The 26,445-nt window shown below is 45.2% G+C and carries 22 protein-coding genes; 10 read left to right on the forward strand and 12 right to left on the reverse strand.

What is annotated here, in order from left to right; translation table 11 throughout:
- Window positions 1-288: 288 nt before the first annotated feature.
- Both B5D06_RS04235 and B5D06_RS04240 read left to right on the forward strand, forming a co-directional pair.
- Window positions 289-1,977: a T9SS-dependent choice-of-anchor J family protein gene (locus B5D06_RS04235; RefSeq protein ID WP_078736776.1), complete on the forward strand. Its 1,689-nt coding sequence runs from the start codon at window positions 289-291 to the stop codon at window positions 1,975-1,977.
- 294 nt (window positions 1,978-2,271) lie between these two features.
- A complete protein-coding gene (locus tag B5D06_RS04240; RefSeq protein WP_078736777.1) occupies window positions 2,272-2,733 on the forward strand; it encodes a DUF805 domain-containing protein in 462 nt (153 codons plus the stop codon).
- A gap of 144 nt (window positions 2,734-2,877) precedes the next feature.
- Here B5D06_RS04240 and ribF read toward each other — a convergent pair whose 3' ends face one another.
- The 12 genes from ribF to queF form a co-directional block, all read right to left on the reverse strand.
- Entirely contained in the window at window positions 2,878-3,855 is a 978-nt protein-coding gene (ribF, locus tag B5D06_RS04245) for a riboflavin biosynthesis protein RibF (RefSeq protein ID WP_159442690.1), read from the reverse strand.
- Entirely contained in the window at window positions 3,843-5,135 is a 1,293-nt protein-coding gene (locus B5D06_RS04250) for a murein hydrolase activator EnvC family protein (protein WP_078736779.1), read from the reverse strand. Before B5D06_RS04250 ends, ribF begins: the two co-directional genes overlap by 13 nt.
- Window positions 5,136-5,147: 12 nt before the next feature.
- Entirely contained in the window at window positions 5,148-5,882 is a 735-nt protein-coding gene (locus tag B5D06_RS04255; RefSeq protein WP_234989553.1) for a lipoprotein insertase outer membrane protein LolB1, read from the reverse strand.
- 86 nt (window positions 5,883-5,968) lie between these two features.
- Complete coding sequence (locus tag B5D06_RS04260; RefSeq protein ID WP_078736781.1) at window positions 5,969-7,711, reverse strand: tetratricopeptide repeat protein; 1,743 nt, start codon at window positions 7,709-7,711, stop codon at window positions 5,969-5,971.
- A gap of 22 nt (window positions 7,712-7,733) precedes the next feature.
- Entirely contained in the window at window positions 7,734-8,171 is a 438-nt protein-coding gene (dut, locus tag B5D06_RS04265) for a dUTP diphosphatase (protein ID WP_078736782.1), read from the reverse strand.
- A gap of 188 nt (window positions 8,172-8,359) precedes the next feature.
- Entirely contained in the window at window positions 8,360-9,487 is a 1,128-nt protein-coding gene (locus tag B5D06_RS04270) for a 4-phosphoerythronate dehydrogenase (RefSeq protein ID WP_078736783.1), read from the reverse strand.
- A gap of 237 nt (window positions 9,488-9,724) precedes the next feature.
- A complete protein-coding gene (gene secG, locus B5D06_RS04275; protein ID WP_078736784.1) occupies window positions 9,725-10,063 on the reverse strand; it encodes a preprotein translocase subunit SecG in 339 nt (112 codons plus the stop codon).
- A 20-nt stretch (window positions 10,064-10,083) separates the two neighbouring features.
- Complete coding sequence (locus tag B5D06_RS04280; protein WP_078736785.1) at window positions 10,084-10,779, reverse strand: hypothetical protein; 696 nt, start codon at window positions 10,777-10,779, stop codon at window positions 10,084-10,086.
- A gap of 2 nt (window positions 10,780-10,781) precedes the next feature.
- Window positions 10,782-11,309, reverse strand: a complete 528-nt coding sequence (gene lptE, locus B5D06_RS04285; RefSeq protein WP_078736786.1) for an LPS assembly lipoprotein LptE — start codon at window positions 11,307-11,309, stop codon at window positions 10,782-10,784.
- Window positions 11,296-12,594 carry a sigma-54 interaction domain-containing protein gene (locus B5D06_RS04290; protein ID WP_078736787.1) on the reverse strand — a complete coding sequence of 433 codons (1,299 nt, stop codon included), beginning with the start codon at window positions 12,592-12,594 and terminating at the stop codon, window positions 11,296-11,298. Before B5D06_RS04290 ends, lptE begins: the two co-directional genes overlap by 14 nt.
- A 74-nt stretch (window positions 12,595-12,668) precedes the next feature.
- A complete protein-coding gene (locus B5D06_RS04295; protein WP_078736788.1) occupies window positions 12,669-13,571 on the reverse strand; it encodes a diacylglycerol/lipid kinase family protein in 903 nt (300 codons plus the stop codon).
- A 21-nt stretch (window positions 13,572-13,592) separates the two neighbouring features.
- On the reverse strand, window positions 13,593-14,054 hold the full coding sequence (queF, locus tag B5D06_RS04300; protein WP_078736789.1) for a preQ(1) synthase: 462 nt from the start codon (window positions 14,052-14,054) through the stop codon (window positions 13,593-13,595).
- Window positions 14,055-14,743: 689 nt separating this feature from the next.
- On the opposite strand from queF, the gene ricT reads away from it, so the two are divergent.
- From ricT to B5D06_RS04340, 8 genes are all read left to right on the forward strand, one after another.
- The gene (ricT, locus tag B5D06_RS04305) at window positions 14,744-16,093 is read left to right on the forward strand and encodes a PSP1 domain-containing protein (protein ID WP_078736790.1); all 1,350 of its coding nucleotides are present in this window, start codon (window positions 14,744-14,746) and stop codon (window positions 16,091-16,093) included.
- Window positions 16,094-16,108: 15 nt separating this feature from the next.
- Entirely contained in the window at window positions 16,109-16,639 is a 531-nt protein-coding gene (locus B5D06_RS04310; RefSeq protein WP_078736791.1) for a gliding motility lipoprotein GldH, read from the forward strand.
- A 188-nt stretch (window positions 16,640-16,827) separates the two neighbouring features.
- Window positions 16,828-18,246, forward strand: coding sequence for a TolC family protein (locus B5D06_RS04315; RefSeq protein WP_078736792.1), 1,419 nt, complete (start codon window positions 16,828-16,830; stop codon window positions 18,244-18,246).
- A 49-nt stretch (window positions 18,247-18,295) separates the two neighbouring features.
- Window positions 18,296-19,336, forward strand: coding sequence for an efflux RND transporter periplasmic adaptor subunit (locus B5D06_RS04320; protein ID WP_078736793.1), 1,041 nt, complete (start codon window positions 18,296-18,298; stop codon window positions 19,334-19,336).
- A gap of 31 nt (window positions 19,337-19,367) precedes the next feature.
- Complete coding sequence (locus B5D06_RS04325) at window positions 19,368-22,478, forward strand: efflux RND transporter permease subunit (protein ID WP_078736794.1); 3,111 nt, start codon at window positions 19,368-19,370, stop codon at window positions 22,476-22,478.
- Window positions 22,479-22,508: 30 nt separating this feature from the next.
- Window positions 22,509-22,811: a PG0541 family transporter-associated protein gene (locus tag B5D06_RS04330; protein WP_078736795.1), complete on the forward strand. Its 303-nt coding sequence runs from the start codon at window positions 22,509-22,511 to the stop codon at window positions 22,809-22,811.
- A gap of 728 nt (window positions 22,812-23,539) precedes the next feature.
- A complete protein-coding gene (locus B5D06_RS04335; protein ID WP_078736796.1) occupies window positions 23,540-24,013 on the forward strand; it encodes a hypothetical protein in 474 nt (157 codons plus the stop codon).
- 137 nt (window positions 24,014-24,150) lie between these two features.
- Complete coding sequence (locus tag B5D06_RS04340) at window positions 24,151-26,400, forward strand: TonB-dependent receptor (protein ID WP_078736797.1); 2,250 nt, start codon at window positions 24,151-24,153, stop codon at window positions 26,398-26,400.
- Window positions 26,401-26,445 lie beyond the last annotated feature (45 nt).

A 26,445-nucleotide genomic window follows, 5' to 3' on the forward strand; every position in this document is an offset into this window, starting at 1 on the left:
CTCAACTTAGCATATGAGCTAACTTTCAAAAGGTATATAGCAAACAAAAACAAGCCTATAAAGTTAGTATTACACCCTTATATCACTCTCTCCAAAGAGGCGAGACAAGAAATACTATTCTATCTGCAGAGGGAATATATAAAGAACATAATATGCAGATAGAACAAATTGTTCTAAAAATAGTTATATTTGTAACGCTATATTACCTAACCTCTTTATTTAAGAGACTGATTTCCTTTTTTAAGAGCAGATGTTAATCAGAGAATAACTATAAAAAATAAAATTACGATGAGAAGAATTACTACCTTCTGCCTAACTCTTTGCTTGGGAGTATTGGCTCTTTGGGGGCAAAGCTCCGTGTACAACACTTTCAGCTGGACACCGATTTCCTCGGCAGAGTACATTGCTACCGATTTGAAGGGAAACAAACATGACATTCAACAACTACTCCGTCAAGGGAAGAAAATACTCATTGATTTTTCAGCCGTATGGTGCGGACCCTGCTGGGCTATTCACACCAATGGTTATTTAGAAGCTCTTGACAAAGAGTTTGGCCCTAATGGACGTCAATCACAGGACTTAATAATCCTTTGGGTAGAAGCTCAAGGAGCTCCAGAAAATAAGATTAGAGCAAACGACAGAAACTGGACATTGATTAGTGGTACTCAGGAAGAAGTACCCTACCCCGTCATTAGCGATAAGGGACTAATGGCCGCTTTGGGCATAAGACTCGAAGGTTACCCTACAGTGGCATTCATAAGCCCTGGAGGTGAATATGCAAATATTTATGGTAAGGGTACTATCAGAAATATCGCTCTTATGAGAGAGCTATTAAAATCTTGCCCTGCACCGAAAGAACGCCCAATTCCTCCTACAGCAAGCACTCCTAAAGCCATCAAATTTGCTTATACGGGAGAGGAAATCGATTGGCTACCCGACTACAGATCTGATAGCCCCATCACCTCTTTTGCATGGGAGTTTGAGGGTGCAAGAACCGTTACTTCTTCCAAAGAGCGTCCTGTAGTAGTTTGGGACAATCCTGGTAATTACAAGGTTACATTTACCATAACCAACAAATATGGTACAGCGACCAGTGAAACTGAGTTCAAGGTGTATGATGGCAACCGTACTGATTTTCCAGTGAAGATCGATATGGAAGATGGTAACTTCCCCTCCAGATGGCGTACGCTAAGAAAGGATGGAGACAACTACACATGGACAAATACAAAAAGAGAATTAGAGCGTTTGGGCATTACAGTTGGAGAGAACTTTGGCTACGGCTACAAGTCTAAAAATTCGTTGGTATCTTGGAGTTTCTATCCGACTAAGGCAACCCCCAGTGGAACTGACGAGAATCAATTCACGTTCGAGGGTATCGAATTGTATCCAAATAACTGGCTTATCTCACCCGCTATAAACATTCCCAACGATGACGATATAGAGCCTAAACTGACTTTTGCAGTAAACAGTTTCTTTAGTACTAAAAATAAAAAGGATAAGTATCGGGTTTATGCGGCGATAGGGGCAACGATCAAGACATCGGATTTCCTCTTCCTCTTACAAGATGGGTATGGTTCAGAAAAAGATCAAGGTTGGAGAGTAGAAAGTATAGACCTCTCTCGCTTCAAAGGCCAACGTATTTCCCTCGCCTTTGTACACAAAACATTAAGAGAGGGACCAGGCATTATGCTTGATGATATTGAGATTAGCCTCAACAAAAAAGTAGCTATCAATGCTCCAGAAGCAGAGAATGTAAAAGTCTATCCTACGGTTGCCGACCAAAATATTACAGTAGAGTGTACCGAGGGGGCTTCTATAGTTCTCTTTGATATTCAGGGAAGACAAATCTTCCGCCAAGAAAAGGCAGAAAGTATTGTAGAGATCACAACGAATGAATTAAGCCCTGGCAACTATTTCGTACGTGTTACCGAGCAAGAGGGAGCAACTAAATTGGTTCCTATCATCGTACAACACTAAACAGAGCCTCTAACACAAACAGGGTAGGGATTAGAGCTATCATACTCTTATTGTAGACGGTATAATCTCAAACTACTCTTTGTTAGAAAAAGATTATGAGCATAGTTGATTGTACAAGCAACTATCTTCCCTATGCGACATAGAGCCAAGACCATCTTTCCCTTGGGAGAATGGTCTTGTGTTTTAGAGATTATCCCTATTACGGGTGTATCTCTGCTCGTCAAAGAGGCTCTTTCCCTGCCAATTAAAAGAACAATTATTACAAGAATACTAACAACTTAATGTACACTTCTTATGAATGGATTTGGTTATTTTAGCAAAGCATTTAAGACATGGAACTTTAGAGGACGCGCACGTCGTCGAGAGTATTGGTATTATGTTCTCTTTCAGTTTCTCATCGTAAACGGACTATATGTCCTTGCCATAGCGGTTTTTGGATTACCCGTTATCGAGTACATGGAGGCTGTGCGAAATAATCCCAACGATATGGTAAACAATATGCTCATACTATACGGGAGTACGCCTTTTATTATCAATCAAATTGTAGCTCTTATCTTTCTCATACCAGGCATATGCGTTTATGTTCGTCGTCTGCACGATACGGGACGTAGCGGTTGGTGGTTTTTCATCAATTTCATACCTCTTATTGGTCCCATTGTGGGTCTTGTCTTCCTATTGTTAGATGGTAATATCGGAACTAATAAGTACGGAGAAGACCCCAAGCAGAATGAGTACCCTGCTAACGCGCACGAGTAAAAAAGCATAACACCTAAAAGAGCGACGTACAGGTCAAAAAAATAGCCCTCGAACCTCTGTGAGGCTCGGGGGCTTTCTATTCAAACAGCTTTAATCAATCTATAAAAAGAGGAGACGAGTGTATGTGCTACAAGCCCCTCTACCTTAACGAGGATTTTCGGTCAATACCTTCTGCACTTGCTCGAAATCCCTATCAATCTGCGCTACCAAGTCTTCGTGCTTATCGAAGTACATCTCTCCTCTTGTATGCGCCATCAATTCAATTGAAATTTTTTTCTCGTACAGATTGCCCGAGAAATCAAAGATATTAACCTCGATACTCTCCTCCAATCCTTCGGCAATAGATGGGCGTCGTCCAATATAAAGCATACCTCCATACCGCACTCCCTCTATAGAAACCCATACCGCGTATACTCCATGAGGGGGGATTAGTTTATGGTCGTCTTCCAATTCGATATTAGCTGTTGGATAACCCAACTTACGCCCCAAGCCTAAACCTCCTATTACTGCACCTCTCAGGCAATAGGGATACCCTAAGAAACGGTTCGCTGTGGTCAGATTCCCCTCCCGTAAGAGCTTACGTACGGTACTGGAGCTATAGGGCAAATTCATATCTTCGTCGAAGATAGGTCCCTGAGGTAATATCTCTATACCATATCGCTTGCCGATAGCTTGATAGTCTGTGGGAGGTGCTCCCTTTTGTGGAGGACGCCCAAAATTATGATCGTACCCCATAAGCAACCTACGCACAGAGAGTTCTTTACTCAATATCTGGGCGCAAAACTCCTCTGCAGAGAGAGCTGCCAACGGACGGTCAAAGGGGAGAACGATCACGTAGTCGACACCCGTCTCGGCAAGATGTATTAGTTTTTCGTCCTCCGAATGAAGCTTTTCATAGGGAATATCGGGTCTTATCACCGCTATGGGCGGTTGGTCAAATGTGATAACGGCGGAGGAAAGTCCCTCTCTACGAGCCTCCTCTTTGAGGCACTCGATGAGATACTTATGTCCTAAATGCACACCATCAAATACCCCCATAGTAGCAACTAAGGGAGTGGAAAGAACTACTCCTTCGGGCAATGAGATACCCTCTTCGGAGCGAATCAATCTTATCGTATCCATGAACTTGGGTTTTGCTTTGTACGTTCGTGCCATACTTGGAAGTTGAGAACGGCCTTATTGGAGAAACTATCGACCGCCACACGTCCCAGGGGCTGATGGGCTTTAACCCTCTGCCCCTTTTTCACGACTACATTGGTTATGTTGGAATAAACCGTCAAATAGTTACCGTGGCGCACAATAACTGCAACCTTATCTCCCTCTATCACAAAAACAGAGGTAACAACGCCCTCAAAGACGGCACGTGCACTGGTTCCGTTAGGTACCTCCAAGTCGATACCATTATTGTTGGTTTGCACTTTGCTAAGTTGGTTATGTTGCTGTACACCAAAGTGTCCTATAATTCGGTAATTATTATTGACTGGAGCGGGCAGGTTGCCTTTATTTTGAGCAAAACTACCCCCGAGCTTTCGCTCCTCTGCCGTCATCGGATAGCCTCCTTTTGTGACAGCCTTTCGTTCCTCGGTAGCGGGTAATTTTCCCCCGCGCGCTGCGGCTTCTCGCTCGCGTCTTTCTCGTTCTTCTCTTGCCTTTCGCTCTGCTTCGGCAATTTCGAAAGCTATTTGCTGCTCGATCTTTTTATTCAATGCCGCTACTTGTTGTTGCTGTTTGCGTTGGCGTGCCTTGAGGTCTTTTTCTTTGCCTTGTAGCTGTTGTACCTCTGTAAGGCGTTGTTTCTGCTCTTGCTGGAGGAGGTTGCACTCCTTTTCTCGCTGTACCAAAAGGCTCGATTTGCTGTTTCGGTTCGCTTCTATCGATATACGGGTCTGCTCCAAAGCGACGCGGGTCTCTTTTAATTTGGCAGAAGCCTCTTGATGCGCCAAAGCATACTGCGATACAAAACGCATACGTCTAACAGCTTGGTCAAAGGCCTGAGATGAGAGTACAAAGAGCATAGGGTCTGTAATAGACCTCCTTTGCTGCAAAGCTACTACCGAACGGGCATAAGCCTCTTTGCGCAACTCCTCCTCACTTTTAAGGTGTGTTTCCTGTTTCTGGAGCGAATCTATATCCCCATTAAGTTCCTTTATCTCGGCATCCAAGAGGTTTATCAGCTTCTTTCGCTGCACTACCTTCTTCTTTAAGAGGTTGGCCTCTTGTTGCTTTTTCGATTTATCTCGGCTTACTTTATTCAACTCTTTGCTTGTTTTCTGCACTTCCTCCATAGCAGCCTTGCGCTGACGTTCAAGGTTTTGCACCTTTTTAGACTTCGTTTGTGCCGATAAAGTCAGAGTAGAAAGTGCCAAACCTATGGCTATGAGAATATATAGAATACGTTTCATGCTATATAGGGTTTAATCTTGGAATAAACTGCTGAGTAAACGGGCTATCTCATCCTCCGTCAACTCTCTGTATTGCACAGGAATCTCTGGACGTAAACGATCGGCAGCGGTGATATCTCGACGTAGCGTACGACTTACGTAGTGCAGTCCGACCTGTTTATAGCCCTGACGGAAAACTTGGATATTTATATCGGTAGGCAATGCCCCAGGCAATCGATCGGAGTAAGAGGCATAATCGATCGTTGCGTATACCCCCTTAAACAAAGGCATAGTCATAGCTCGATGCGGACGGATAAGATCATTCAAACGATAGTATAGGTATATGGGAGCACCCAGAGGGTGTAATTCTACCGCGCCCTCTTCGGCAAAGGCCACCTTTTCATAAGGACGTACCGCCTCTCCCAAAAAAAGGCTTTCTATCATCGAGTAAGATAGGGAAAAAGAAATTTGCTCACTTAGATAATCATAAGAAGCTCTGAAGTAACGCTCATTATATCGATCAATAACGATTACTTCGTCGGGCAAAATATAAATGCGAGCCACCTCTGCAAAGAGCATAGGTCGGAAAGAAAAGAAAAAGCCATAGCCTGGGAAAAAGGATATATCTGTACGTACATCGATTGAGAAACCAGAAACCTCTACTCCTAAAGACCCCGACCCCTGCCAAGCTATCGGCTCTACTCTCGTTTCGGTAAACTGTCTCAAATAGTCCTGCGGACGTACGGCAATAGTCGTCGGAGACTCCAACGCTTCTCTGCGCGTGCTGCACGAAAATAACACAAATAGAAAACCCCAAAAGAGTAAATAATGGGGAAGAAAAGTTCCTTTTGCTTTCACTTCTTCAAACTTTTGAGATACTCTATTCTTACAGTTATCTCTTCATTAGGATTCGTTTGCAACTCCTTTTGGAGTAGTTCTATGGCCTCGGCAACTTTACCTAAAGCCTCCAAAACAGCTGTATAGTGGAGTAGATAGGTAACACGACTATCGGGATTATCCACGCTGTTCTCTATCGCTTTACGAAGGTAGATTTCGGCAAGAGTATAGTTCTTCTGCAAGTAAAGGATATAACCATACGTGTCTAAGATATAAGGCATTTCGGGCTGTAGCTCTACAGCTTTTGCCGCCATACGGGCAGCCTTTTCAAGATTTCCGCCCTCTGTTGCGAGGTAATAGGCATAGTTATTCAACACGTTTATCTGTTTGGGATTATCGGCAAGAGCCTTTTCATAATAGTCAAAAGCCTCTTGCGAAGAGTTTTGTGCGTAGTATAAATCGCCCAAATGCGAGAATATTTCTGCCCGTACAGTATGCTCCTCGGCAGGAGTGAATTGTAAGGCTTGTAGGAAAAGCTCCTTTGCCGAAGTATACTTCTCTTGCGCCATTCTGATGAGTCCCCTATAAACGATAAGCGAAGGTTCTTTGGGATACTGCTGTAACCCTTCGTCAATAAAACGCTCTGCAGCAGAAAAATCTCCCTCCATCAAACGCTCTTCTATAAGAGCCGACCATATCTCGGGATGCTCTTTAGGGAATAGTTGCGAGAGTTTATAGAGATACTTTAAGGCTCCATCATTATCTCCCTGCCCATACAATTGTGCTACATAAGAGGCATGCAAGTCATAGTTATCACGGTGAAGGGCGAGTAATGCCTCAAAAACCGTATTGTATTCTCGGGGTAAAACACCCTTTTGAGTTTCTCGTTGTAATAAAGGTAAAAGCGTTACCAAAGCCTCATCGGGAGTTAATTGTCCCGATGCCAACAGCTGTAATATTTCGTGACTTGCCTCAGTTCGACGCCCCTCTATCATAAAGGAGGTAGTAACCAATACTCGGCTGGAGGGGAGATTGCGCTCCGCCTCAGGCAGTCGATTGACGATTTCCCTTACACCCTCTGCATCTCCCATCGAGAGTAGATAGGAAACTCCAGACATAGCTTTCTCGGGGTTTGCTCGCAACTGACTCTTCAAAAGGTCTTCTGCATAAAGGCGCACCTCTTTAAGATCTGCCCCCATTGCTTGGAGGATTTTGAAACGTATCTGGTGCATAACCTCCTCATAGGGTGTATCTATCATAAGAGGTCGCATCTCGTCAAAGAGTTTCTTTGCCTTGTCGGGCTTTTCATCTACAATATAGATTTCTGTGAGTAGCATCGCTGCTTCCACCTCTGTGGGCGCATACTTTCTATAGCGTTCAAGTACTTCTATGGCAGCCTTCCAGTCCTGTTTCTGGAGCAACTCATTCACATAAGTCTGCATATAACGCTGTTCCGAAGGAGACAAATCAAAAGCCTTTCTGCCCCACTCATAAGAGCGGTCAGACATACGCCCCTGTGTCAACTCGGCCAAAGCATGCGCAGCAGCTCCAGAGGGAGAATAGTTAAACGAAGAAGAGAGTAAATAGTAAGCCAAGGTTGGTTTATCTGTATGGAGGGCTATCATCCCCTGCTCGAAAAGAAACTGCGAGCGCACACTGTCGATAACCCTTTGGTCTGGAGTCTGTCCATACAAAAAAGAGATCGAACATGCTACTCCTATACATATCGCGAATAGTTGCTTAAAGGATAAAGCTCTCATACAATGTGCCTTTTGTATCACTCTAATTTTTAATTCCAGAGTGGCCAAAGCCGCCAGCTCCCCGTTCTGTCTCGTCGAGAGTATCTACTGCCTCCCATTCCACTGCTTCGTAACGAGCTATTACCATCTGGGCAATGCGATCTCCAGAAACAATTTCTACCTCTTCTTGCGAAAGGTTGATCAAGATAACTCCTATCTCTCCTCGATAATCTGCATCAATGGTTCCTGGCGTATTGAGTAGCGTAATCCCTTTCTTTAGAGCCAAACCACTACGGGGACGTATCTGTGCTTCGTAACCCAATGGTAAAGCAATCGAAATACCCGTAGGTATCAATCGTCTCTCCCCAGGTTGCAAACGCACAGGTTCTTGCAAATAGGCAGAGAGATCTACCCCTGCCGAGAGAGCGGTCGCATATCGGGGCAAAGGATTATCAGATTTATTGATGATAGGGATTTTCATACCTCTTTTTTCTATCTAAGCCATACGTCGCTACTTCTCCTTTTGGAGTCTTTGAAGAGTATCGCTTTTCCCCGTTAGAAAAAGTAGCCCGTTCAGTCCACTAAGGTACTAAAAAGCACTATACTACTAAAATTTAGAGATAATAGGGCGTACCGTACAAGTATTTGCAGGCTGTACGATCCAATAAGCTATGTTTCGAGGCGAAAGCCTATCCGCTGTAAAATAGCTCGTTGATGCGCATTTCCCCCTATAGCGATATAAGCCTCGGGCTCTCTATGAAAAGGGTAATTTACACGATGTGCCTCGAAAAGAGAGGGATTTTTGCGCAAAACAACCTCGACTTGACGGATAGTATCGGAAGTTTGAAGGAATACTTCCTCGAGCCAAAGAGCATGTTCTGGAGGAATAGTAATAAAGGGATGCTCCAAATCGGGCACTTTAATGACAGAAAGATCTATACCCTCCCAACCAAAGAAACGAAGAGTATCCTCTACCACACTACGAGAGCCACGCGCTTTCCCCTCGGCAGAAAAACCTGCGATATGGGGTGTTGCATGATGCACAAAGGGCAATAACTCCTCTTTTATATGAGGCTCTCCCTCCCAACAGTCGAGCATAGCACTCTCTATACCTCCTGATCGAAGGGCTTGCAGCAAGACCTGACTATCGGCTACTCCTCCTCGAGCAGCGTTAAGAACAATAGTTCGTGGCGAAGAGTGTGCCAGCAACTTTGAGTTGATAAGGTGATAGGTAGGATAACACCCCTCACGCGTAAGAGGTGTGTGAAAAGAAAGTAAAGAACAATGCTCTGCCAAATGCTCCAAAGAGTGAAACTCCTCGGCTCCTTCCTGCTCTGCTCTGGGCGGATCACACAGTAAGATTTCGCCAACCCAACCCTCTGCCATCTGCAAAAGGTTACGCCCAACATTCCCCACCCCTACAATGCCCAAACTCTCTTCTTTCAAGGGGCGACGACGTTGCACAGCCATTAGAGAGAGCGCACACATAACCCAATGCGCCACCCCCCGAGCATTACAGCCTGGGGCATTGTGCCACTCTATGCCCTGTGCTGCACAGTAGGCGGTATCTATATGGTCAAACCCAGCCGTTGCCGTGGCTATAAATCGTATAGCCGTTCCCTCCAAAAGAGTAGCATTGCATCGAGTTACACTACGAATGAGCAGCCCCTCGGCTCTCTCGGCTATAATCCTTGCTCGAGTAATCTCTTGAGAGGGCAAGTAGAGTACATCTGCCACTGGCTCCAATACCCCTTTTATATAGGGCAGCGAGGCATCGGCTATTAAACGAGTAGGCATAGAGCTTTGTTGATTTTCTTTGCGCCTGCAATGGTACTGCAAATAAAACTTCTGACCAACAAAAGGAAGGTATTGTGTAATAGGATTATGGAAAAAGGCCGATCTTATCGCTCTTTTTAGCCCCCATAAAAATCCTCTTTACAAAGAAATATAACAAAGAAGTTCACCCCTCTCTATCTGAGAGAGCCGAACTCCTGATATCTCAAAATATGTTTTTACGATCCTTTACTTAACGCCTCATTGAGGAGTTGTAGGCAACGTAGGAGTTTCGCCCAAGTTAGGCAACTGAGGTGCAGGTTCTTCCTGCGTAGTTTGCTCGATTACCTCCAATACCTGCTTCTCTTCATTAATAGAGCTGTGCAAGAAGTGTGTAGATACGATACTCAATAAGGCTATCGCTCCTGCCAACCACCATGTACCTTTTTCCAAAAAATCGGTTGTCTTACGCACTCCCATGATTTGGTTGCTTGAAGAAAACCCAGAAGCCAAACCTCCACCTTTAGAGTTCTGAATAACAACGAGCAATATGAGTAAGATCGCTGCCAACAAAATCAAAATAGTCAAAAATATAAACATTGCCTTTGTATGTATCTAATTTATTTACTAATCTCTATCAAGCGTTCTAAGAAACGTATCTGATCTGCAAAGTAACTACTTTTTTCTGGATTTTTATCTTTCATAGAGAGAATTATACTTAACGCTTTGTCATAACAATGCTGTTCTATATAGAGCCGCGCCAGTGTTTCGGTAAAGATCGGAGCATCGGCATCGTCGGGTTCGCCCACCGCTTGGGTCAGCTCTACAGCAGGTACGGCAGCGTTTTGAGGAGTCAAAGAGATATCTTGATGCAGAGCTGCCAAAGTTTCCCCGCCCTCTGTTTGTAGAGTAGCATCGGAAGATATGCCATGGATTGAAAAATAATCACCCGAAGAGGAGACGAAGTCGGCAGGCAAAGACACAGCGGATGCCCCTTTCTCTTCCATCTGCTCCAGGAAACGGTCTACCGAGGCAAAGCTATCGGAGCTGTGCTCTTCTCTTGACGACGAAGAGGAGGCGATATATTTCTTCTCTACCATCACGTAGAGTTTGTTTCTGTCGGCCAAAAAAGGGGCTAAGCGTTGCAACTCGGCGAAATAACGAATATCCTCTACCAATGCAAGGTTATAGAGATATAGAAAGACAAACGTGTGGGCATAGGGGTAATTATCGACCATATATTTCAGGTCGTCCAGTGTACCCTTATGGAGCAACGAAGGGTCTTTTAGATAGGTATTCAAATCTTCTGCTGTCATTTTTACCAGTCTTCTGCCGTAGCATTGAATATCTGCTTGGTTATATCCTCTGTAAGCTGTCGTACCAAATCATCCTGCACATCTGAAAATAGGGAGCTGCTCTCAAAATCGGTATAGGCGGAAAAATTTTTATCGAAATTTTTCTTGGGGTTGGCACTGTTCTCAAAGTGCACCGATACGGTCATCGTAAAGCGTGTTAGGAGCGCATATGAGTTTTCCTGTACTGCCACAGGTGCCAAATCATAGCCTACAATAGCCCCTTCGAGAGAAAAATCGCCCGCCTGCCCCACCTCTTCCAGACGGGTCTGACGGCGAAAAAGTTCTCTTAGGCTCTCGGTAAATGATTGACTTAACGGAGGGTAAACAAGTGGAGCTTGGTTGTTGAAGAGAGACACCGAGAATGTTTTCGTTCTGGTATAATCTATCGAGGTACCCGAGAACTTGTACGAGATGCTACACCCTCCCAAGAAAAGCACTAAAAGAAGGCTACCCACACCGAGCAAGTAACGTTTATAACTACTCCCAACCATACTCCTTTAATTTGCGATGCAGTGTACGTACCGATATACCTAATTGGTCGGCAATCTCTTGACGTGTAGCATTTTTATTTTTAGCCATAGCCCGTTTAATCAAAAACTTCTCTCCATCGAGCAGTGTAACTATAGAGCCGTCGGTAGGCAACTCCTCTTCTGCCAACTCTTCACTATCGACGATTACAGTCTCATCGGCCGCTCTTGTGGCAGCAAGGGGTGCAGGAGTGAGGGGTAAAAACTGGGCGGTAGCCTCCACGGCTGTAATATCTGCTGACTTTTGCCCCGATGTTGCGGGCGAAAAAATCTGGGGTGCACGCTCATCTACCCTACTCTTTTGAGGGAGTAGCTCATTGACCTTTGACTTTACCTCATTGAGTTCTCGACGTAAATCGAAGAGCACTTGATACAAAATCTCTCGTTCGTTGGCAAAGTTATGCGTTCCCTTATCGCTATCTCCTGCCGAGGCTACGAGTACGGGGTGCAGATCCTGCAACCCTTCCTGCTGTAAATATTTACGCAGTGTGGCTGGTGCTATAAGGCGAGCCTCTTCAAGAACACTCATCCGGTCTGTAATATTTCGTAGCTCTCGTATATTACCAGGCCAACGGTAGGATTGGAGCATCTCTTTGGCCTCCTCGTCCAAGTCCAGAGGAGGTATCTGATAAAGTCGAGCGAAATCGGATGCAAATCGACGAAATAGTAAAGGGATATCCTCGGCACGCTTCCTCAAAGGAGGTACCTCGATAGGTACTGTGTTGAGACGGTAGAAAAGATCTTCACGGAAGCGACCTTTGCGAATAGCCTCTCTCAAGTTCACATTGGTAGCTGCCACTACGCGCACATCGGTTTTGACAGGCTGACTTGCTCCCACGGGAATAAACTCTCCATTTTCCAAGACACGTAAAAGACGTGCTTGCGTAGCGAGGGGCAGCTCTCCCACTTCGTCCAAAAAGATTGTCCCCCCATTGGCTTCTTCAAAATAGCCCTTACGGTCTCCCAAAGCCCCTGTAAAGGAACCCTTGCGATGCCCAAACAACTCCGAGTCTATTGTCCCCTCGGGAATCGCTCCACAGTTTATAGCTATATATTTATTGTGTTTGCGTCGAGAGTAGAGATGTATAATTTGAGGGAAAAATTCCTTCCCGACGCCACTCTCCCCAACTACCAGTACAGACATATCAGTAGGGGCTACTTGAGCTGCCGTGCGCAGGGCCTGCAGGAATAAAGGCGCGTTGCCTATAATTCCAAAGCGTTGTTTTATCTGCTGAATATCTATATCCATAGTTTTCTGAATTTATAATAACCAACTCTCTTTACAGAGGCTTCGTCCTTTTTACAGTAGTAGGGAAGTTACGACTACAGGGTAAGATCGCCAAACTCAAGCGGAGCATATACAAGAAGGTCTTGCTTGCGTATACCTATTTCTATCTTTTTGCCCATCTGTACCGACTCGCCATCTATCTGCGCAGCACCTGCCTCTTTGCGCTCTATGACAATATTGGAGCCTCGATACGATTCGATACGGGCATTCTTATCTATTGTCTTTGTAAAGAGTTGCAGTGCTACTTGTGCCGCATGAATACCCTCCAAAGGACGGATAATCACCAAGTCCAGAAGTCCATCGGACGGGGAGGCATTGGGCGCAATATAAGCATTATTACCGTACTGCTCTATGTTGGCACAGGTTATCAAGAAGGCTTTCCCCCCGATATCATGGCCATCAATAGAGATTTTATACTCCTGAGGCTTGAAAGATATGTATTCATCTATGGCAGACTTTATATAGGTAAGGAAGCCACGCGTAGCGGCATCGTCATATCGCTTCGTAATCTGTGCATCAAACCCCACGCCAAAAGTGCAGAAAAAGGGCAATCCATTGGCAAGTCCCATATCAATAGGAGCAACTTTTCCCTCCGTGATGATACGCACCGCCTCTGCATCGTTCTGCATAGGAATACCGAGAGCTCGCGCCAAACCATTACCGCTCCCTCTGGGTATGATACCCAACTTTACCTCGGTACCGCTGAGTGTACTGGCAATCTCATTGATGGTACCATCGCCCCCGACGGCGATAACCGAGTCTAAGCCATACTTCATGGCCTCTTTTATGACCTTGGCAGCGTGCCCCTCGCCCTTGGTATATGTGAGAAATAGTTCCTCCTCTCTATCCTGATAAGCAGAGGCAAGCAGAGCAGGCACCTTGTGTTTCGATGCAATACCCGATATCGGATTGATAATAGCTATAACCCTCTTTTTCATGCCTCTTTATACATTCTTTTATTAACCTCTATTGTGCTGCGCCAATCGCTCGGCGGCCAACGCTTCATAGCGTGTACCAGGACGGCCATAATTACAGTAGGGATGTATGCTGATGCCCCCACGTGGCAGAAAATCCCCCGTTACTTCTATATACTTAGGGTTCATCAAGGCGATCAAATCATTCATTATGATATTGACACAATCTTCATGAAAAGCCCCATGCGAACGAAAACTAAAGAGGTAGAGCTTCAAACTTTTGCTCTCTACCATCTGTATATCGGGGATATAATCTATATAGAGTGTGGCAAAATCGGGCTGACTCGTTATGGGGCAGAGTGCTGTAAACTCGGGGCATACGAAACGTACCCAGTAGTCTCGTTCGGGGTGTTTATTCACAAAAGACTCCAAAACCTCTGGCGCATAGTCCTGTTTGTAGGTTGTTTTCCCTCCAAGGAGGGTCAATTCTTCACCTCTATCTTGCATAATTCTCTGTAGTGTTGGGCAAAGCCCTTATATGTTTAACTGAACTACAAAAATAGTCATTCGAGGCCAATCCTTCATACTTTTTGCCCAAAGGTTCTGCACGAAAGCTCAAAGGTAGCCATCTAATCTCTGAACAAAGGCATTAATAAACAGTTACGAATCGACAGAAAAGCTATTTACTTCCACTCAAAACCTCATTAGGATCAGTGCAATTCTTTATTTGCAGATTGCGTATATATATTTTCAACTTGAATATATGTATATTAAGATTGCATATATATATATTCAGATTGCATATAAAGAATTTCTCAGGCAGAAACAGCTTTTAGCTTAAGAGCTTTGGCACTTTTCCTCAATACCTCTCCTCTTTTTCCATCAAGGTGAGCAAGTTTCAGACAAAGAAGCAAAGTCGCTTGGCCATCACCCCCATTACGAAAGATAGAAAGAGGCTAAAAACTCCTCGATGTAAAAATAAGATCACACCATGAGTGCAATTTGGCTATGACAACAGGCACCCTCTACGACACACTAACCCCCAAAAAACAAAAGCCTACACGACGAAGAATGCCCCCTCTTTCCCTATGAAAAGAAGAGGTTAAGCAAAAGATTTCTTTTGAACAAGGTAGTCGATAGTTTGACCGATAACTACTACCTTTACAAAATGAATTATAGTACACACTGTAAAATAAATGGCAAAAGATCACTATAAACTTCCTGGTGCAAAACTATCCGCCGACGGATGCAAAGGGTGTGGCAAACGCCCCCTTAGTTCGTTCGACTGGATGGCAGACCTCTCGAAGGATGTACAGGATAACCGATATATAGAAGTCCAATTCAAAAATACCCGTAAGGTAGTCTTTACGAATCCTCTCAACTTAGAGCTACATAAAGACGACATCGTAGCGGTAGAGGGTTCTCCTGGTTTCGATGTAGGGAGCGTAACCCTAACGGGTACCCTTGCGGCACTCCGTTACAGGCGAATGAGCGAGAACGCACGCGAACAGGTGCGTCAGATATTCCGCCTTGCCACGCCCAACGATATAGAACGCTGGGAAGAAGCCAAGCAAAGGGAGCACACCACTATGATCAAAGCAAGGCAAATAGCCGAAGAGTTGGGGCTTGACATGAAGATTGGCGATGTAGAGTACCAAGGCGACGGCAGCAAAGCAATATTCTACTACATAGCCGACTCGCGAGTAGACTTTCGTAAACTAATACGTGTGCTGGCAGAAACTTTCCACGTGCGCATCGAGATGAAACAGATTGGAGCGCGCCAAGAGGCAGGTCGCATCGGCGGTATCGGCCCCTGCGGACGCCCCCTCTGCTGTGCGCAATGGATGACTACCTTTAAGAGTGTAAACACCACAGCCGCACGCTTTCAAGAATTAACCCTCAACCCCGAGAAACTTACAGGTCAGTGCGCCAAACTAAAGTGTTGTACCAACTTTGAGGTCAACACCTACCTTGAGGCGCAAAAGAAGATGCCTCCTAAGAATATCGTCCTCTCTACTCAGACGGAGAATTACAGATTTGTCAAGTGGGATCTGCTACGACTGGAACTGACCTACGTACCCGAGGGGGGGAACCTATCCAATAGTGTAACCCTCTCCTTACGTCGGGTAAGAGAGATTATCGAAATGAACAAACGAGGAGAAAAACCCGAAGTACTGCTCGAGGAGGTAACAGCACCTACAAATGTGGTTACAGATATACTGGAGGCGAACTCTATCACTCGCTTTGATGGCGACAAACGACGCTCTCGCAAGAAACGTCTGAACAATAAACCGAGAGAGGGAGTGGCTCAAACAGCATCGGAAGCCCCCAAGGAGGTAGAAGAGAAAGCCTCTGCCGAGCCCTCCTCAAGCGAGGAAAGACCGCAACAAAGCCGAAGGCGGAATAATAGCCCCCGCAACGCACATCGCACGCACCACAAAGGCAGTAACACTGCCCCCAACGAGGGCAATCCTCAAGAGAAAGCTCCGCGCCATCAAGGGAGAAGAGGGGAAAAGAAGATTACAGAAAAGCCGAACGAACAGTAATAACGAACGACTCCCGTGAAGGAAAAAAGTGCCCCTCTTGTAAGCTTGTTAGGGTTTGCTCTACTACTGCTGCTAACGCATTGCAGACCTTCACAGGAGCTCTCGGTAACTTACTGCTCTCTGCCAACCTCGGGATGGGAAAAAGACACCCCTATTGAGATTCCTCTTCTTATCACAGAGGCGCATCGTCCTTACCGCATACATCTCTTGGTGCGACACAACAATGAGTACGATTATAACAATATCGTGTTGCAGAGCACTATTGCCAATCAATGGGGCTATAGTCGTACCGATACGCTCTCTATCCCCCTTGCCGTTGAGTCGGGCAAGTGGTCGGGGCGAGGCGTAGCATTACGAGAGAATACATTCATTTACCTTCCCAAAATATCTTTTCCTACCAGCGGTATCTATAAGGTATCGCTCTCTCCTGTTACACCCCTTCCAGTGCTGAGAGGAATTGAAAATATCGGGATTGTATGTGAGCCCTACGAACGGCAAGGGAACTTTCTACAAAAAAACATCATAATAAGGGAGAGTTTGGCATAAACCCAATAGAAAATTGTTCTATTTTTGCCCTTAAAACAAAAGAAAAAAAACGATAACGTATTAAACTCTCCTCGTTTTGTCCATCTAAAGAAAAATAAGAAAGCCTATTTGGGACAAAAGAAATAAAGGATAGAAACAAGAAAACTTACCCTCCGAGACACACAACAAGGGAAATAACGCAAGAATATATGACAAAGGATAGACTATTCCTTCTCTTAGGACTTACACTAACGCTTTTGGGCTTCTCTACCACCCTGAGTTTAGCCCAAGAAAACAGCAATTTGGCAACAAACACCACGAATTCTCCTCCTCACCGTCGAGAAATTTCTTTAGAAGAGGCCATCTCGATAGCTCTTTCCGAGAGCAGCTCGGTACAGGTAGGGGAACTTATGATTCAAAAACAAAAATACTCCTATCGTGAAGCCTTGGCACAGCTTTTCCCCAGCGTAAACCTCTCGGGAAATTATAGTTACACTATAAAGAAGCAGGTTATGTATCTCGATGGCTTCCCTGGTGCCAGTAGCATGCCCGAGGAGATGCTGTCCCGAGGTATAGAGATAGGACGTACCAATAATATACAAGGAGGGATAAACATTGCCCTCCCTCTGGTTAATGCACAGTTGTGGAAAAGTATTGCAATTAGTAAGGAGAACCTTGCGCTCGCAATGGAGCAATCCAATACGGCAAAAATCAACAAAGTTGCCGAAGTACGCAAAGCCTTTCTACAAACGCTATTAGCTCGAGATGCCTATGAAGTTTTGGAGGCCAGCTACCGAAATGCACAGAACAACTTCCGACTTGTCGAAAACAACTATAAGCAGGGGTTAGTAGCTCAATACGACCTTTTGCGCAGTGAGGTGCAGGTAAAAAACCTCGAACCCAACTTGCGACAAGCTCAAGATGCCGCCAATACAGCCAACAACGCACTACTCGTTTTGATGGGATTGCCCCCCCAAGCGCAAATCTATCCCAAAGGAACCCTCAAAGATTATGCCCCCGAAATCATCGATCGTTACATATCTGCCGAGCATAGTTCCCTCAACAACAACCCCACCCTGCGAGAGTTGGCACATCAACAAAAGATACTACAGTCCTCTTTAGAGCTCTCAAAGGCTTCATTCCTACCCACTCTCTCGGTATCGGGCATGTACAATTTCTCCTTCTCGAGTAATAAACTGGACTTGGATAATAAGCGTCTCTGGACACCCTTCTCGTCTATCAACTTCAGTCTCTCTGTGCCAGTTTTCTCTGGGGGGAAACGTTACTACAACGTACAGCAGCAAAAAGTAGCGCAACTACAGTTTGAACTCAACAGGAGAGATGTCGAACGCCAACTTACCATAGCTCAAAAGGATGCTTTGGACAAAGTGCGTAGAGCCGTACAAACCTATACCGTAAGCCAAGAGGCGATAAAACTTGCCGAGCAGGGGTATAAGATAGCCAACAAACGTTTCGAGACGGGCGAGGCTACCCTGCTGGAGGTAAACGATGCAAATATAGCCCTACTTCAGGCACGTCTCAACTATCATCAGTCTCTCTTTGACTTCATGGTAGCGCAAGCAGAACTTGAAAAACTCGAGGGTAAAGGATGGCCCGAGAAAAAATAAATCATAACGGAATAGCAAGAATATCATAATTAGAAAAACGAACTGCACTATGACTCGATCAATCATAAACAAGCTCCTTCTCTCTATAGGCTCTTTAGGAGTTACCCTATCTCTCTTTTCCTGTGGTAGCACGACCGCCAAAGAAGAACAAGTAGCAGAAGATACCACTCGCGTAGTGGTAGAAACCTCAGTGGTTGCGTACAACATAATCCGACAAACGGAGCTTTTCTCGGCAACCATAGAGGCAAAGACCAAAAACAACATTGCTCCGCAAATGGCAGGGCGCATCAAAAGTATCCGTACCGAGGTAGGAGCTTTCGTTAGCAAGGGGCAGATTTTGGCAGAAATGGACAATAGTCAGCTCAATCAAGTGCAAGTACAAGTGGCTGACGCTCGCCTTGCTTTCCAGCGTACCGACGAACTCTACAAGATAGGAGGTGTATCGCAAGCGCAGTGGGAGGCTCGTCGTAGCGCGCTTACCATAGCAGAGACCAACTTCAAAAACGTTCAGGAAAACACTTTCCTTCGCAGTCCTATAAGTGGTATCGTAACAGCTCGTAACTACGATAGTGGCGATATGTGCAGTCCAACGGCACCTATATTTACAATTCAGGAGATTAACCCTGTTAAGCTCCGCTTCAATGTATCGGAGCGTTTATATAGCAAGGTAACTAAAGGAATGCCTGCTACCCTCACGGTAGATGCTTTGGGCAATGAGGAGTTTCAAGGTAAAGTTTCTCTCATCTACCCAACTATAAACCCAACGACCCACACCTTCCCCGTAGAGATCGAAGTAAACAACAGCAAGAGTGTGCTCCGTCCTGGTATGTTTGCTCGTGCAACTCTGGACTTTGGAGAAGAGAAGAAATTACTTGTATCAGACCGCGCCGTAGTCAAGCAGGGCGGTAGCGGCGACTACTATGCCTTTACCCTCGAGGGAGATAAGGCGGTGCGTGCGGAACTGAAAATTGGAGCAAGACACGATGGCTTCATCGAAGTTATCGAAGGCTTGAAAGAGGGCGATGTAGTCATTACTGAGGGATCTCAAACCCTTCGCGATGGTGTACACGTTAGAGTAGTCAACAAATAATCACGGCAAAAGCCTCAACCAATCTACCATTATGAGTATATACAGTGCAGCCGTCAAAAAGCCCATCACGACGATACTTATATTCGTTGCGGTGGTGATATTAGGGCTTTTCTCTCTTCAAAAGCTACCTATAGACCTTTACCCCGATATTGAGTTTGGGCGTATCATCGTATTTACCTCCTATCCAGGTGCTGGTCCCATGGACGTAGAAGCAAACGTAACCAGCCCCCTCGAGAATGTCTTGAACGGGATTGCCAATCAAAAGCATATCACGAGTGAGAGTAGAGAGAACGTTTCCATCGTAACCATCGAATTCAACGAAGGTACCGATATGGACGTGGCAACGAACGACGTACGCGATAAATTGGGACTCCTTACCGAGTCACTCCCCGATGGGGTGCGAGACCCTATGCTCTTTAAGTTCAGTGCCGATGATATTCCTATCCAAATCCTCGTAGCTACGGCAGAGGAGAGTACCACGGGGCTGGACAAGATACTTGAGGAAAAAGTAGTCAACCCCCTCGGGCGCATCGACGGTATCGGTAGTGTCTCTGCATCGGGTACTATAAAAAGGCAGATACAAATATATTGCGATCCCACTGCTCTTGAGGCCTATGGTTTATCCATACCGCAGATAGGCTCGATTATCCGTGCAGAAAATAGCAACATCCCTGCTGGGCAAATAACCATCGGCAATCAAACGAACTCTATCCGCGTACAGGGCGAATTTTCAGATCCTTCCGAGCTGGGCGACATTGTTGTAGCAAGCCGTGGAGGACAGAATATATACCTCCGAGACGTGGCTCGAGTAGAAGATACCATTGCCGAACAGATGCAGGAGGCTTATAACAACGGCAACCGTAGTGCCCTTATTATTATAAACAAGCAGAGTGGAGCCAACTCTGTAACTATATCTAATAAGATAACGGAACTTCTCCCCAAACTGGAGAGTACTCTACCCAGTGACGTAAAAATATCTTCTGTGATGAATACCTCTAATTATATAGAGGATACCATCTCCAGTCTTACGAATACGATATTCATCACCTTTATAGTAGTCATCTTCGTGGTATTACTATTCTTAGGACGCTGGAGAGCAACATTCATCATCGTACTTACCATTCCTATCTCTTTGATAGGCTCTTTCATCTACTTGATGCTAACGGGCAATACGCTTAACATTATTTCTATGAGCTCTTTGTCCATAGCTATCGGTATGGTTGTAGACGATGCCATCGTTGTTTTGGAGAATATTACCACACATATTGAGCGAGGGAGTTACCCCAAACAAGCAGCCATACACGCTACAAATGAGGTCGCCATCTCGGTTATCGCCTCTACACTCACAATGCTTGCCGTATTCCTCCCACTCACAATGCTTGGAGGGATGACGGGTATCATGTTCCAGCAATTGGGGTGGATTGTGAGTATCATCATGATTGTATCTACCATTGGGGCTCTTACGCTTACCCCTTCGCTCTGCGCACATATATTGCGTCGCAAGCAAAAAAAGACCTCTCAAGAGCTCAACAAAGTACAGCGATGGATAGAGGCTACTCTCACATGGGTAGAAAATATCTATGCCCGCTCTCTTAGATGGGCTTTAGGCCACCGCACCTTTACCATTCTTTTGGCAATACTCATATTCGGGGGCTCTATTATCTTGGGGTCTACAGTCAAAACAGAGTTCATGCCCCAGAACGACAACGCTTCTATGACCGCACGTATAGACCTGCCCTTAGGAACGAGTCTCGATATGGCGAGAGAGAAAGGACTTATGATCTCTAAAATGTGGCAAGAAAAGTATCCCGAGATGGTAAACTGTAATCTCACCGTAGGTACAGCAGATGCGGGTAATGCTTTTGCAACCCTCTCGGGGAGTGGTAATAACGTACTGCGCTACAATATCGGATTTGTCAATGCATCAGAGCGCGATAAAAGCATTTATGCCATAGCCGATTTGATGCGAGAAGATCTCGCCAACATTCCAGGCATCAATACCTATGTCGTTACTCCAGGGGGGCAGCAGGTAGGAGGACAGACCGCCGTAGCCGTTGAGATATATGGATACGACTTTGAAAAAACAAATCAGACGGCCAATTTGATACAGGAAGAGCTTAAAAAGCGTCCTTCCTGCTCGGAAGTTAACAACGACCGAAGTAGAAATATGCCCGAGTATCGAATGGATTTCGACCGCAAGAAATTGGCCGAACATGGGCTTAATATCTCCACTGCAGCGTTAATTCTCAACAATAGCGTCATGGGTAACCTTGCCTCTCACTATAGGGAAGATGGTAAGGAGTACGAGATACGTGTTCGTTTGGCACCTGAGTATCGACGCTCTTTGGAGGATATGAACAACATTTTAGTACATACTCCAACGGGAGCTGCTGTGCGCTTGGGAGACTTAGGTACGATAAATGAGTATTTTACTCCGCCATCTATCAAACGAAAAGATAGAGAGCGTGTGGTAACGCTCGCAATGGTTGCAGCCGAGGGAGTGCCTCTCTCAGACTTGGTAAAAGATGCCAATGCAGTTCTCAAAAATACCGAACTGCCAGCAGGGGTAACCTATAAAATATCGGGAAGCTATGAACAGCAACAGGAGGCTTTTGGGGACTTGAGTGTACTCCTTATACTAATTATGATTTTGGTCTACATTGTAATGGCAGCCCAGTTTGAAAGTATGTTCGACCCCTTTGTGATTATGTTCTCTGTACCATTTGCGTTTACTGGGGTTATCATAGGGTTGGCACTCACACGTGTACCGCTTAGTATCATTGCCTTTATCGGTGCGATCATGTTGGTGGGTATTGTAGTGAAAAATGGTATTGTACTTATCGACTATGCCCGCTTGGGCAGAGAGCGAGGGCTGAGCGTTCGTAGAGCCATACTGCACTCGGGTAAGTCTCGCTTACGTCCAGTGCTTATGACTACCCTTACTACTGTCTTGGGGATGGTACCCATGGCTGTTGGTATCGGAGAGGGTAGCGAAACGTGGCAACCCATGGGTGTAACCGTGGCTTTCGGTCTCTCCATATCTACATTTGTTACTTTGATTTTGATTCCTACCATTTACGCTTCTCTTTTGGGCAGACGGGTCAAACGAAACAGAAAGGCTCTCCAAAGACGTAGAAATTAAGGAGTGTAAAACCCTCTAATAAGTATAATTATGGAACCTCAAAAGATTGTTTTTATCAGTTTCAATCAAGCCCTTCACGGACTTATTATAAAAGCTCTAAGTCGTTTCAACCTGAGGGGATATACCCAATGGGAAGAGCTTCAAGGGGCTGGCTCTAATACAGGTGTACCTCACCTCGGCACACATGCGTGGCCTACGCTTAATGGAGCTCTCCTTGTAGCCTGCACTGAAGAGAGAGCACACAAACTATTGGATGCCTTGGCAGAAATCGACAGAGAAAATCCGCTGCAGGGTCTACGCGCTTTTATGTGGAGCATCGAGCGAAGTATATAAGCCCTTAGAAGCGCACAGAGCCCCATAGCGGCCTCATACTGTGAACCCTCTAAAAGCAAAGCCTCTTCTCCGAAATGGGGAAGGGGCTTTTTTGTACCCTCTTCTCCTCCATCAGCTCTGAAAGTCTCATTATAGCCCATCCGAGCAAGGCTTAGTTCTAACCGTTCCAAAGCATCCATGTAAACCATATACGTAAACTTGAGTTCTCTCCTATGCAAACTTTCAAAACCTTCTGTGTAAACTCTTGAAACCATCTGTGCAAACTTTCGAAACCATCCGAGTAAACTTTTCAGTTAATAAAAGCCCTCTCTTAAAAGGCTATCGAGAAAGAGAGAAAAGGCTATGAACGGGGCAATATAGAGGCTACTACAAAGGAGTAATCATAGCGATGAAAAGCATTATTTTCGATATAGAAATAAGTCCTCTCCTATGGTGAAGAGGGGGATCCCTTTCCTTTTTTATTCTTTTTTAGCACGGTCGTTTCCATGGGTTATCCGTGGACTAAAATCAAAAAAGAGAAGTCTACAAAACAGAACATAACCCACTATAAATCAACCGTAATATGGAGTAAAAAGAGAAACAATAAGGAGCTAAAAAGAGTATGCTATTGAGCTTGCTCAAAAACGCGCTACGACTATATTAAAATCAGACCTATACAACAGGATGATATATTGGATTTTTGTCTTACATTTGCCTCGGAGTAATTGCGAAAAGGATGCTCCTAAACTATGTGGAATAGAGTTATCAAGAGTATAACGCTCCCTATCTTCGTGGGGTTAATGTTGCTGTTCAGCGTGGGCTTCAAGAGTGTTGAGGTCTGCTGTGCATGTATCTGTACTCAGGTAGCTCCCGAGGGGTGCCCTATGGAACGCCTTGCTACGGAGAGTTGGGCGGGACACTTATTCGCCTCTCTACCCATCAAAGAGGGTACTATGCACCCCGAGAAATGCCTTTGTAATGGAGGGGAAGACTGCTCAGACTGCGTGCCCAAGGTCGAAGTGCTCCACGTGGATAGTTACACCCTCCCGAAAGATTCGTCCGAGAGTGCCGATTGCCCATGGATTACCCTCTCAGAGGTCAATTCACCCCATCGCATCCTCCCCCTTGTGGCAACGGCTATTACGCCTCAAAGACTCCCCACGCCTCCTGCCCCTCCTGAGGGTAGGCATATCCTTTCATACGGTTGTGTACTAAGAATTTGAATACTTTCCTCTCTCTTGTCGTGAGACCTTGAGAGAAGGTTATACCCACATGTACCTATACGTAATGGTACACACGAACATCCATAACATAGTTGTGATTATTTACTCAGTATTCATTTCAATTTTAATGTACACATATGAATCAAACTCTTAAGGGGTTAGTCATTTGCCTACTATCCCTACCAATCATATCCCTCTCATCAAAAGCACAAGATGCTTCTGTGCTAACAGGCATTGTAGTAGATGAAGAGGGGGCTCCACTACCCTCTGCCAATGTCTATTGGTTAGGCACTTTTACCCATACCACAACCAACGAAGAGGGCTCCTTTACTCTGCCTCGGTCGGAGCAGAGTAACCAAGTTATTATTAGCTCCATGGGATTTCGTTCAGACACTATTCCTGTGACGATAGAGACCGCAAAGCTTAAGGTTACGCTACACACCTTACAGATGAAAGAGGTAGAAGTACTTGCTTTCCAACGCGGACGTACACGCTCTAAACTCTCGGCAGGCAATCAAGAACGCATCAATATGGGCGAGCTTTTGCGAGCGGCCTGCTGTAGTTTGGGCGAAAGCTTTACAACCAACCCCTCGGTAGATGTCTCCACTACTGATGCAGCAACAGGATCTAAGCAAATACGGTTGCTCGGCTTAAGCGGTAAGTATGTACAAATGCAAACAGAAAATATCCCCAATTTTAGGGGTGTTTCTGCCCCTTTTGCTTTAGGCTATATCCCTGGTACATGGATAGAAAGCATACAAGTATCCAAAGGAGCAGCCTCCGTCAAGAATGGCTTCGAGTCTATGACGGGACAAATCAATATAGAGTACAGAAAACCCAATACAGACCGATATTTAGACGGGAACATTTATCTTGATCAAGGATTGCGCGCCGAGGGTAATTTTATCGGCAACTATCAATTCGGGAAACATTGGAGTACAGCACTTCTAACACATATAGAAGATCGCTCTCTTGCACACGATTATAACGGAGATTCCTTTGTAGATATGCCTCTTCAAAGGCAATACAATGTGATGAACCGCTGGACCTATAAGGGGGGACGTACTATGCTCCAAACAGGATGGCTCTACCTCTATGAGAATAGACGGTCAGGACAGTTGGGTTATCATTATAAGCCCTTTCCTAATCGCTACAAAATCGGTATCGAAAATCACAGAGCAGAGGCGTTTGCCAAAATTGCACACGCTTTCAACGATGAAAACGGCAGTAACATGGCACTGATACTGGATGCTGGGAAGCAAAAAATGGACTCAAACTATGGACTAAAGACGTTAAACATAGACCAGAGTAACCTCTATGCTTCTCTAATCTTTGAAACACAGTGGCAGGCAAAACATGCACTATCAACAGGACTTAGCTGGCAATACGATGAGTGGAAGCAAGACGCTCAACTGTTGGCACGAGCTGGCGAAAAATCGGTTTACAACACTTTCCTTGAGTCTGTACCTGGAGCCTACGCACAGTACACCTATACCCCTAACGGACATTTCACGCTAATGGGTGGCATCAGAGCGGACTACAGTAACCTACATGGCTTCTTTGTTACTCCTCGTCTACACGTACGTTACAGCCCTACCGACTACACCAACATACGCCTATCAGTGGGGAAAGGCTATCGTACACAAAGGATTCTCATCGAAAACTATCATCTACTGGCCTCAAGCAGAGCATTCGTAATAGCCGAGGGAGCTAACCAACTACAAGAAAACTCTTGGAACTATGGTATCAGCAACAGCTGGGAAATACCGCTTTGGCAACACAAAAAATTAGATCTCAACCTTGAGTACTACTACACACACTTCAATAATCGATTAATTATGGATATGGATAAGAATGCCCATGAGGTACATTTCTATCCACTGGGCGATGGGTCATCGTTCTCGCACACGTTCCAAATCGATGCAGCCTATAAGCTCTTAAAAGATTTGGACGTAACGGCAGCTTTCCGCTATACCGATGTGCGTACGACAACCAATAACATACTTCAGCAAGAGCCTTTAAGTTCTCTTTTCAAAGGATTGCTTTCACTCTCCTACAAGACCCCTCTAAGACGTTGGCAAGGCGATGTTACGCTCTCGGTCAACGGACGGGGACGAATGCCCTCGCCCTATCTTCTCGCAGACGGCACCCCATCATGGGATAGTACTTTCCCTACCTACCCGATGCTTAGTGCGCAGATAACACGTTTTTTCCCAAAATGGTCTATCTATTTGGGTGCAGAAAACATGACCAACTTTACCCAAAGAAGTCCCATTATCGATGCTCGTAATCCTTGGGGACCCAACTTTGACGCGACAATGGTATGGGGCCCCACAGAAGGCATCATGGTCTATATGGGTATCCGCTTCAATGTATTCGACAACTAACGCACCCATCAAATAGAAAATAGAATAAACTCTTAAAACGTTATA

Source organism: Porphyromonas circumdentaria (assembly GCF_900167105.1).
Classification (GTDB): Bacteria; Bacteroidota; Bacteroidia; order Bacteroidales; family Porphyromonadaceae; genus Porphyromonas; species Porphyromonas circumdentaria.